Genomic DNA, 9678 nt, shown 5'->3' with positions numbered 1-9678 from the left:
CCCCTGTGGTTCGTCCTGCTCTCAGGGTTCGTGTTCTTCGCCTGGGGCGAGATCTACTCCCTCTTCCCCTCCACCTGCACCGACACCTTCGGCACCAAATTCGCCGCCACCAATGCCGGCCTGCTCTACACCGCCAAGGGCACCGCCGCGCTCCTGGTCCCGGTCGCCAACTACCTCCAGCAGGCCACAAACAGCTGGGACGGCGTCTTCCTCGTCGCCGCAGGCGCCAACATCCTGGCCTCGCTGCTGGCCATCGGCGTGCTCAAGCCCTGGCGCAAGCGCGTGGTGGCCCAGGCACTTGCCGTCTCCGACGAGGCGAAGCCCGCCCCCCGCGTGGTCGCCGCCTGATCCCAGGCTGAGCCACCGACCATGACAGAGTGCGGGGGCCGGACGCCAAGTCCTGGCCCCCGCACCCGTTTCAGCCCCCCGTGATCGCCTCCGCAGGAGATGTCCGATGCCGCCGACCTGGCACCCGATGCACACGGCTCCGCAGATCGTCGAGCGGATCTGGCTCAACCATCTGACACTCGGCCCGATCCTGGCCGAGGGCCGCCCCGGCCGCTGGTACGCCCCGAGCGCGGCCCGGCAAGTCTGGCGTTGGTACCGTCCGGTCGGACCGGACACTCTTAAACCCTTCGCCGGCTGGCTCCCCTACGCGGCGCTCGCGGCTGAGGAGGAAGACGCAGCCGCCCTGGATGCCACGCCTCACGGCCTCCCAGATTCACTTGCCATCGCAGGGTAGCGGAGCCGCACCGCCTACCTTGGGGGATAGACCGCACGGCTGCCGGACCCGGAATGACGGAGGTCGCCCTCGTTCCGCCCATCGAACGAGCCGACTCCCAACGCCGGTCATGCTAAGGCTGTCCCACCGATGAGCTGGGAGAGAGAGCTTGGCTGCCGACCCGCCGGTTCGCATTCTGCGGCCACGCGATCAGCTCGATTTTTACGACACGCGATCGGTCGTCCTCTCGTCGGCGGTGACACCGCTCCACGCCTGGAACGTCATCTCCTCAGAACCGCGACCGCTCATGGCGTTCGCCTTTCGCGTGAGGAATGCGATCGCGGCGCGCTTCGGCGTGAAGGCCATCGGCGGCTTTTCAGGAGCACGACGGCTGCCTGTCCGCGAGGGTGACACGCTGGATTTCTTCCTCGTGGAACACAGCGCGCCGGATATGCTGGTCCTCACCGAGCGGGACCGGCACCTGGACGTCATAATCTGTCTCGCGACGTCCGGTCATCGCCTCACGATCACGTCGTCGGTCGTCGTCCACAATGCCTTCGGTCGAGCCTACATGGTGCCGGTCGCGCCGATCCATCGCCTGATCCTCGCCGCCGACCTGCGGCGCTTGAGGACGTCGTCGTGGCAGGAAGCCTCGCGTTCCGGCCCGTAGATCCTTCACAGGGACGAGGCCAGTCGATCGCCGAGCGCCCTTACGGGCGGCCATGAGGATGGGCCGGCCCGGTCCCCTCCCAAACGAAAACGGCGCGCCTTGCGGTGCGCCGTTTTCCTCGATTTTGCGGCCCGTCCTGGGACGGGCCGCCGCGTATCCGCCTCAGACAGCGTTCGCCTGATGCAGCCGCTCGATCTGCTGCTGGGTGTAGCCGAGGTCGAGCAGGACCTCGTCGGTATGCTCGCCGAGAAGCGGCGAGGACTTGATCTCCACCGGCATGTCCGAGAACTTGATCGGGCTGCCGACGGTCAGGTAGGTGCCGAGCTTCGGGTGCTGGACCTCGACGATGGTGCCGCTGGCGCGGAGCGAGGGATCGACCGAGAGTTCCTTCATCGACAGCACCGGCGAGCACGGGATGTCGAACTTGCGCAGGATGTCGACGGCCTCGAACTTGGTCTTGTCGGCGAGCCATTCCTCGATCGTGCCGAAGATGTCCATGATCTTGTCCTGGCGGGCGCGCGCCGTATTGTAGGCCGGATCGTCGATCCACTCTTCCTTGCCGATCGCCTTGCAGATCGGGGCCCAGGCATGGCCCTGGATGGTGAAGTAGATGTAGGCGTTGGGGTCGGTCTCCCAGCCCTTGCACTTCAGCACCCAGCCCGGCTGGCCGCCGCCGCCCGCATTGCCGCCGCGCGGCACCACGTCGGTGAACTCGCCATGTGGGTACTGGGGGTACTCTTCGAGATAGCCGAGGGCGTCGAGGCGCTGCTGGTCGCGCAGCTTCACGCGGCAGAGGTTCAGCACCGAATCCTGCATCGACACGGCGACCTTCTGGCCCTTGCCGGTCTTATTCTTCTGGTGAAGCGCAGTGAGGATGCCGATGGCGAGATGCATGCCGGTGTTGGAATCACCGAGTGCCGCGGCGCTCACGGTCGGGGGGCCGTCCCAGAAGCCGGTGGTGGACGCCGCACCGCCGGCGCACTGAGCCACGTTCTCGTAGACCTTCAGGTCCTCGTAATGGTGGCCGTCCGAGAAGCCCTTCACCGAGGCGAGGATCATGCCCGGGTTGAGTTCCTGGATGCGCGCCCAGGAGAAGCCCATCCGGTCGAGGGCGCCGGGTCCGAAGTTTTCGACCATGACGTCGGATTGCTTGATGAGGTTCTCGAGGACTTCCTTGCCCTCGGGGGTCTTGGTGTCCAGCGTCAGCGAACGCTTGTTGGAGTTGAGCATGGTGAAGTAGAGCGCGTCGGCATCCTCCACGTGGCGAAGCTGGTTGCGCGTCACGTCGCCGGAACCGGGACGCTCGACCTTGATCACGTCGGCGCCGAACCAGGCGAGGAGCTGCGTGCAGGCGGGGCCAGCCTGGACGTGCGTGAAATCGATGATCTTGGTGCCTTCAAGCGGCTTGCTCATCTGGACGTTCTCCCTTTCGATCGTCTTGCAACGATAATGGATCGGATATTTCGAATGTCCGGTTCTGATCCGGAACTCATGTTGGCCTGTAGTCCGGCGAAATCTTGAGATCTGCGCGCCTCCACTCAAGCGGCGGCGCTTTCGAGCTCGCTCAGACGCTTGCGCATCTGGCGTTCGTCGTTCCAGCGCCGGGTCTCATCGCGGATGATGGCGAGGATACCGGTCACCGTGCCGTCGGGACCGTGAAGAAGACCGACCGTGAAGGCGATCGAGAGCGATCGGCCGTCCTTGTGAAGCGCCGGCACCCGCAGCACCTCGGTGCCGTAGCGGGTGATGCCGGTCCGCATCGTCTTGGCGTAACCATCCCAGTGACGCTGGCGCTGGCGTTCGGGGGTGATCAGGTCGAGGGATTGGCCGAGCGCCTCGGAGGACGAGAACCCGAAGATCCGCTCCGCCGCCGCGTTCCAGACCACGATGGCTCCCTCGGGATCGGAGACGACGATGGCATCTCCGGCGGCCTCCACCAGTTGCGAACAATCGATACCGGCGGGATTAGCTTGGTCCGACATAGCTTGGTCCGACTTGGCTTGCTTCGCGTCTTCGATCGAAACGGTGTTCATCGACTTCGCCGGCCGGCCTGGCCGTCAGGCGCGATGGAACGTTTCGCCGCGGCGACGCGGCGCGAAGACCGAAGACGTCGCAAGACCGGATTTAGCCAAAGACATGTTGCGGGTGCGAATGCTGCAATGCATCATTGTAATCGCTTCCTCCATGTCGCGGAAAGGTCAAACCCCGTCCGAGAGATGTTCCGCGCACTTGCTTTTTCTGTGCGTCTACTGTTGGTATTTGGTATGCCAATGATCGTTGGCTGTCAACACGGATGCAGGAGCGGCGGATGACATGGAACTTGTCCTCGCTCTCGGGGCGTTGCCTTCCCGCCATGCCTCGCATGCGCTGGCCAAACGAGCCTCGAGGAGACGTCCCGGATGGGCAGTGACGGCAGCATCACCATCAGGCAGATCGAGGGGTATCGGTTCGAGATCGATTTCGGGGAGGCCTTCCCGAACCTCGCCGTCGACGAGGCTCCGCCCTATGGCGGCGGGGAGGGGCCTTTTCCCGAGCAGATCCTGGTCGCGGGCGTCACCAACTGCCTCTGCGCCAGCCTGGTCTTCGCTCTGGGCAAGTTCAAACAGGATGCCCCGGGGCTCGCCGCACGATCCAGCTTTCGGGTGGAGCGCAACGCAGAGGGCCGCCTGAGGATCAGCGGGATCGAAGTCGGAATCTCGCTTGCCGCTCCTGCAGGTTCGATGCCCCGCCTCGGTCAGGTTCTCGAACAGTTCGAGCGCTTCTGCACCGTGTCCGAGAGCGTCAAAGCGGGGATTCCCGTCACCATTGCGGTGCGCGACTCGGACGGAACGCTGTTGAAATAACCGCTCACCAGGAAGGAAAAGCCATGGCACACGCGCGCGCGCAATCACCCGAAGACCTTGCCCGTCTCTTCAATGAGCGGGCCAATGCCGGCGACGTGGAGGGATTGGTCGCCCTCTACGAACAGGATGCCGTGCTCGCCGCCGGCAAGGTCGTGGCGACGGGGCAGCGGGAAATCCGCGCTTTCTATACGGACCTTCTTGCCCGTCGCTCCGAATTCCCGGCCGCGGCAGCGCTGCCCAGCATCCGCAACGGAGCGATCGCGATGACCTTCGCGCGCCTGCCGAACGGCACGATCTCGGTCGAGACGGCGCGGCTGCAAGACGATGGTGGCTGGCTGTGGATCATCGACCAGCTGAAGATCAAGCCGGTGGCCGAGGCCAAGGCGGAATAGTGCTCTGGAAACCGGCCGCCGGGAGATTCACCCCATGATCGATCCGCAACTCGCCGGGCGGCTCACCTTCGCGCATCGCTTTCCGAGCGTGGAACCGCTTCCCCCCGGTCGGCATCGGCTCGGCCTCTTCGACGAGCGCGATGCCATGCTGATCGTGCCGCCGGGGATCGATCCGCGCCGTCCGACGCCGCTGGTCGTGCTCTTCCATGGCGGAGGCGGGAGCGCCGAGAAAACCCTGCCCATGGTGGAAGAGCACGCGGCGGTGCGCGGCTTCCTGCTTCTCGCCCCGCAATCCCTGTTCCCGACCTGGGATCTCGTCATCGGCGGTCATGGGCCGGACCGCGAACGGCTCGACCTCGCTTTGACCGATGTGGCGTCTCGCTTCATGCTCGATCCGTTGCACATCGTCTTCGCCGGCCATTCGGACGGGGGCAGTTACGCCCTCTCCGCCGGCCTCGCCAATGGCCATGTGGTGACCCATCTCATCGTGTCGTCGGCGGGGTTCCTGTCGGTGCACCTGCAATCCGGGTCGCCGCGCATCTTCCTCTCGCATGGGACACGGGACGAGCAGATCCCCATCGATCGCAGCGCGAGGGTGCATACCGCCCGACTGAGGGAGGCCGGCTACGACGTGACGTCGGTGGAGTATGACGGCCCGCATGCCTACCAGCCGGCCATCGTGGCACAGGCCATGGATTTTGTGTTCCTGCCCCAGGATGGCGGTCCGTAGCAGGCGGACACTGGCAGGTGTCGATCAGAGCAGCGTCCGGTCCAGACGGATGATCCGGCACGGGTCGCCGCGCTTTGCCGCCGGAGCGCCGGGCGGGCGCACGAGGAGCGCCTCGGACTGGCCAAGCACCGAGAGCATCGAGGAATCCTGGCGCGTCTCGGCATGGACCGTGGGAAAGCCACCCGCATTGGCCTCCACCCTCGCGCGCATGTAATCCTGACGGATATCGTTGGCCGGCATGTCGGCGCCGAGGATCGCCGGCTCGCTGCGGTCGGCCCCGGCCTTGGGGTCGCCGAGAAGGGCGCGGATCGCCGGCACGACGAAGAGTAGGCCGCAGACCACGGCGGAGACTGGATTGCCCGGCAATCCGATGACCATCATCGGCCCGAGGCGCCCATGCATCAGCGGCTTGCCGGGGCGCAGGGCGACGCGCCAGAACCCGAGTTCGAGGCCCTCGCGATGCAGGGCCGCCTGGACGAGGTCGTGATCGCCCACGGAGGCGCCGCCGAGAGTCACGAGGAGATCGGCTTTCGCGTCCCGCGCCCGTCCGAGGGCCGCTTCGAGGGATGCGAGGCTGTCGCCGGCAATGCCGAGATCGATCGGTTCGGCACCCGCCTCGCGGGCGAGGCTCGCCACCGCCAACCCATTCGAGGCCACGATCTGGTCCCAGCGGGCCGGTTCGCCCGGTGCCACGAGTTCGTCGCCGGTGGCGAGGATCGCCACCCGCGGCCTGCGGCGAACCGACAGGGTCGCGTGGCCGCCGGCCGCCGCGAGGGCGAGGCGGCGGGCATCCAGGCTCTCACCCGCGCGCAGGAGGGGATCGCCGGCCCGGAAATCGAGGCCCGGAACGCGGATGTGGCGCTTGGCGGCCACCGTCTCCATCGCCGTGACCACGTCGTCGGAAACGTCGGCATTCTCTTGGATGAGGATGGTGTCGGCCCCCGCCGGCACCGGAGCCCCCGTGAGGATCCGCACCGTCTCGCCGGGGCCGATCGTGCCGGAAAAGCCATGGCCCGCCGCGCTCATGCCGATGAGCCTCAGCGTCGCCGGAACCGTGGCGACATCCTCGGCGCGCACGGCATAGCCATCCATCGCGGAAGCCGGGAAGGGAGGCTGCGTGCGCAGGGCGGCCACATTCTCGGCCAGCGTCCGGCCAAAAGCCTCGGCCACCGTGACCGTCTCGGCCGCCACCGGCTCGGCGGCACTCGCGAGGATGCGCGAGAGCGCCTCCTCCACCGGAATGAGCGTGCTCACGAGGCGTCCTCGGCCCGGTACGAGCCGGACTTTCCGCCATCCTTGGCGAGCAGGTGAATGCCTTCGATCCGCATGCCGCGATCGGCGGCCTTCACCATGTCGTAGATCGTCAGGCAGGCGACCGAGACGGCCGTGAGGGCCTCCATCTCGACCCCTGTCGGGCCGATCACCTTGACCTCAGCGGTGACGCGCAGGCCGGGCAGGGAATCGTCGGGCTCGCATTCCACCCGGACCTTGGAGATCAGCAGAGGGTGGCAGAGCGGGATGAGCTCATGCGTACGCTTCGACGCCATGATGCCGGCGAGCCGCGCCGTGCCGATCACGTCGCCCTTCTTGGCATCGCCTTCGCGGATCAGGCGCAGGGTCTCGGGTAGCATCACCACGACGCCCTGGGCGCGGGCCGTGCGGGTGGTGGCGGCCTTGCCGGAGACATCGACCATATTGGCGGCGCCCGCCGCATCGAGATGCGTGAGGGTGCTCATTTGCCGGCCTTACCGAACAGGAGGCGCTTCGTCGCCTTGGTCACGTCCGCCTCCCGCATCAGGCTCTCGCCGACAAGGATGGTGCGGAGACCGCCCTTCTCCAGGCGGATCACGTCGGCATGGCCGGTGATGCCGCTCTCGGCGACGGCGATACGGTCGGACGGCACGCCTCTGGCCACGCGGATCGCCGTATCGAACGAGACCTCGAAGGTCTTCAGGTCGCGGTTGTTGATGCCGAGAAGCCGGGTGCCCAGCGGAATGGCGCGGGTGAGTTCCTCCTCGTCATGGACCTCGACCAGCACATCCATGCCGAGATCGTGCGCGGTTTCGACGATGGCCAGCGCCTCGTCGTCGTCGAGGCACGCCATGATGGCCAGAACGCAATCGGCGCCCCAGGCGCGCGCCTCGAACACCTGGTACGGCTCGAACAGGAAGTCCTTGCGCAGCACCGGCAGCGAACAGGCGTCCCGTGCCTCGGTGAGGTATTCCGGCTTGCCCTGGAAGGAGGGCGTGTCGGTGAGCACCGACAGGCAGGTGGCGCCACCCGCCTCGTAGGCGGCGGCGAGGGTGGCGGGGTCGAAATCCTCGCGGATCAGGCCCTTGGACGGAGAGGCCTTCTTCACCTCGGCGATGAGGGCGGGACGCCCTTCCGCGATATGGGCGGCGATGGCATCGGCGAAGGGGCGGACGGGCGCAGCCTTCTCGATGCGCTTCTCGAGCTTGGCGAGGGGTACGCGCAGCTTGGCTTCGGCGATCTCTCGGCGCTTGTAGGACTCGATCCGCGAGAGCACGTCTCGCCGGTCGGTGGTGGCCGGTGCCGCAACCACGTCCGCCACGGGTTTCGCCTCGCTCATCGGGGCCTCTTTCATGTGTTGGAGACCGCGACGAGGCGCGCGAGGGTCGCCCTGGCCGCGCCATCGTCGATGGCGGATGCCGCACGCGCCACGCCTTCCGCCAGATTCTGAGCGGAACCGGCGACGACGAGGCCGGCCCCCGCATTGAGAACGGCGATGTCGCGATAGGCGTTGCGCTCGCCCGCGAGGACGGCGTTCAGCGCATGCGCGTTATGGTCGGGATCGCCCCCGCGCAGATCCTCGAGGGTCCAGAGCGGCAGGCCGACGTCGCGCGGATCGATGGTGAAACGGCCGATCCGCCCGTCCTCCAGGGTGACCACCGGCGTCGGGCCGGTGACGGTGATCTCGTCGAGCCCGTCCGACCCGTGCACCGTCCAGACCCGCGTGCTGCCCAGTTCGCCCAGCACACGCGTTAGGGGTTCGGCCCAGGCCTCAGTGGAAACGCCGAGGAGTTGGCGCTCGACACCGGCCGGATTGGAGAGCGGCCCCAATAGGTTAAAGATCGTCCGCGTCGGCAGTTCGGAGCGCACCGGCGCCACGTGGCGCATTGCGCCGTGATGGGTCTGGGCGAACATGAAGCAGAGGCCGGCCTGGGCGAGGCAGCGGGCCAGCCCGTCCGGGTCGAGGCCGATCCTGACCCCGAGGGAAACGAGGACATCGGCCGCACCCGAGCGCGAGGTGGCCGCGCGGTTGCCGTGCTTGGCCACGGGCACGCCGCAGGCCGCCGTGAGGATCGCGGCGAGAGTCGAGACGTTGTAGCTGCCCGAATGATCGCCACCGGTGCCGACGATATCGATGGCGCCGGGCACCGGGGCCACGCGCACCATCCGCGCCCGCATGGCCTCCACCGCGCCGACGATCTCATCCTCGGCTTCGCCGCGGACCTTCAGGGCGATGAGGAAGGCGCTGGCCTGGACCGGCGTCACCTCGCCCGAGAGCAGGTCGTCGAAGGCGGCGCGCGCCTCCGCCCGGTCGAGACTCGACCCGGCCGCGACTTTCGCGAGGAGCGGCTTGAAGGTGTCCATGGCTGTTCGACGCGTAAGTCAGTACTGACTGACGCGTCAATGCACGCCGGACCCTCGCTTGTCACGCCCCGCGTTCCAAGCGGCGGCGATGTCGAGGAAGTTGCGCATAATCTGCGAGCCGTGATGTGAGAGGACGCTCTCCGGGTGGAACTGCACGCCGTGGACCGGCAGTGTGGCGTGTTCGAGCGCCATGATGAGCCCGTCCGCTTCCGCCGTGACGATGAGGTCCTGCGGGCACCCGCCTCGCTCCACTACGAGGGAATGGTAGCGCGTGGCATCGAAGGGGCCGTTCAGCCCGCGAAAGACCCCCGTCGCCCTGTGGGTGATGCTCGAGACCTTGCCGTGCATGGGCTTTGGCGCCCGCACGACGTCGCCGCCGAAGGCCTGCCCGATCGCCTGGAGGCCGAGGCAGACTCCGAAGATCGGCACCTCGCCGGAGAGGTCGCGCACCACGTCGAGGCAGATGCCGGCCTCATTGGGCGTGCACGGCCCCGGAGACAGCACCAGCGCATCGGGGGCGCGCTCGCGGATCTCGTCGATGGTGATCCGGTCGTTGCGCACGACATCGATCGATCCGCAAAGCGGCCCGATGAGATGGACGAGATTCCAAGTGAAGGAATCGTAATTGTCGATGACGAGGACGTTGGCCATGATCGCGCTTCTCATGATCCCCCTCGTGTGACGAGGTGAGCCGAGAGGGTCAAGCG

At 67.1% G+C, this 9678-nt stretch carries 12 protein-coding genes and 1 pseudogene; 6 read left to right on the top strand and 7 right to left on the bottom strand.

Annotation, left to right across the window (positions count from 1 at the left end; all coding sequences use genetic code 11):
* The 3 genes and pseudogenes from ASF34_RS05540 to ASF34_RS05530 form a co-directional block, all read left to right on the top strand.
* A pseudogene (locus tag ASF34_RS05540) lies at positions 1-348 on the top strand (oxalate/formate MFS antiporter); the annotation flags it as partial.
* Between the two features lie 106 nt (positions 349-454).
* Entirely contained in the window at positions 455-742 is a 288-nt protein-coding gene (locus ASF34_RS05535; RefSeq protein ID WP_056159447.1) for a hypothetical protein, read from the top strand.
* 148 nt (positions 743-890) lie between these two features.
* Positions 891-1391: a DUF2867 domain-containing protein gene (locus ASF34_RS05530; RefSeq protein WP_056159444.1), complete on the top strand. Its 501-nt coding sequence runs from the start codon at positions 891-893 to the stop codon at positions 1389-1391.
* A 162-nt stretch (positions 1392-1553) separates the two neighbouring features.
* Here ASF34_RS05530 and frc read toward each other — a convergent pair whose 3' ends face one another.
* Both frc and ASF34_RS05520 read right to left on the bottom strand, forming a co-directional pair.
* Positions 1554-2804 carry a formyl-CoA transferase gene (gene frc, locus ASF34_RS05525; RefSeq protein ID WP_018044754.1) on the bottom strand — a complete coding sequence of 417 codons (1251 nt, stop codon included), beginning with the start codon at positions 2802-2804 and terminating at the stop codon, positions 1554-1556.
* Positions 2805-2929: 125 nt separating this feature from the next.
* Entirely contained in the window at positions 2930-3373 is a 444-nt protein-coding gene (locus tag ASF34_RS05520; protein ID WP_056159505.1) for a PAS domain-containing protein, read from the bottom strand.
* Between the two features lie 417 nt (positions 3374-3790).
* On the opposite strand from ASF34_RS05520, the gene ASF34_RS05515 reads away from it, so the two are divergent.
* Genes ASF34_RS05515 through ASF34_RS05505 form a run of 3 tightly spaced genes read left to right on the top strand, consistent with a single transcriptional unit; the run spans position 3791 to position 5356 of the window.
* A complete protein-coding gene (locus tag ASF34_RS05515; RefSeq protein ID WP_056159441.1) occupies positions 3791-4234 on the top strand; it encodes an OsmC family protein in 444 nt (147 codons plus the stop codon).
* Positions 4235-4257: 23 nt separating this feature from the next.
* Positions 4258-4626 (top strand): hypothetical protein, encoded by a 369-nt coding sequence (locus ASF34_RS05510; protein WP_056159437.1) that lies wholly within the window; start codon positions 4258-4260, stop codon positions 4624-4626.
* A 34-nt stretch (positions 4627-4660) separates the two neighbouring features.
* A complete protein-coding gene (locus ASF34_RS05505) occupies positions 4661-5356 on the top strand; it encodes an alpha/beta hydrolase (protein ID WP_056159434.1) in 696 nt (231 codons plus the stop codon).
* A gap of 24 nt (positions 5357-5380) precedes the next feature.
* Here ASF34_RS05505 and ASF34_RS05500 read toward each other — a convergent pair whose 3' ends face one another.
* The 5 genes from ASF34_RS05500 to ASF34_RS05480 are packed head-to-tail and all read right to left on the bottom strand — an operon-like array spanning position 5381 to position 9622.
* Positions 5381-6610 carry a molybdopterin molybdotransferase MoeA gene (locus ASF34_RS05500; RefSeq protein ID WP_056159433.1) on the bottom strand — a complete coding sequence of 410 codons (1230 nt, stop codon included), beginning with the start codon at positions 6608-6610 and terminating at the stop codon, positions 5381-5383.
* A complete protein-coding gene (gene moaC / locus ASF34_RS05495) occupies positions 6607-7092 on the bottom strand; it encodes a cyclic pyranopterin monophosphate synthase MoaC (protein ID WP_056159431.1) in 486 nt (161 codons plus the stop codon). The genes ASF34_RS05500 and moaC overlap by 4 nt, the downstream gene beginning before the upstream one ends.
* A complete protein-coding gene (gene trpC, locus ASF34_RS05490; RefSeq protein ID WP_056159428.1) occupies positions 7089-7946 on the bottom strand; it encodes an indole-3-glycerol phosphate synthase TrpC in 858 nt (285 codons plus the stop codon). The genes moaC and trpC overlap by 4 nt, the downstream gene beginning before the upstream one ends.
* Positions 7947-7957: 11 nt before the next feature.
* The gene (trpD, locus tag ASF34_RS05485; protein ID WP_018044746.1) at positions 7958-8971 is read right to left on the bottom strand and encodes an anthranilate phosphoribosyltransferase; all 1014 of its coding nucleotides are present in this window, start codon (positions 8969-8971) and stop codon (positions 7958-7960) included.
* Positions 8972-9007: 36 nt separating this feature from the next.
* Positions 9008-9622 (bottom strand): anthranilate synthase component II, encoded by a 615-nt coding sequence (locus tag ASF34_RS05480; RefSeq protein WP_018044745.1) that lies wholly within the window; start codon positions 9620-9622, stop codon positions 9008-9010.
* Positions 9623-9678 lie beyond the last annotated feature (56 nt).

The sequence above is a fragment of the Methylobacterium sp. Leaf106 genome (assembly GCF_001422895.1).
Taxonomy (GTDB): Bacteria; Pseudomonadota; Alphaproteobacteria; order Rhizobiales; family Beijerinckiaceae; genus Methylobacterium; species Methylobacterium bullatum.
The sequence above is the reverse complement of the archived record's forward strand: the minus strand, read 5'-3'. Positions and strand labels throughout refer to the sequence as shown.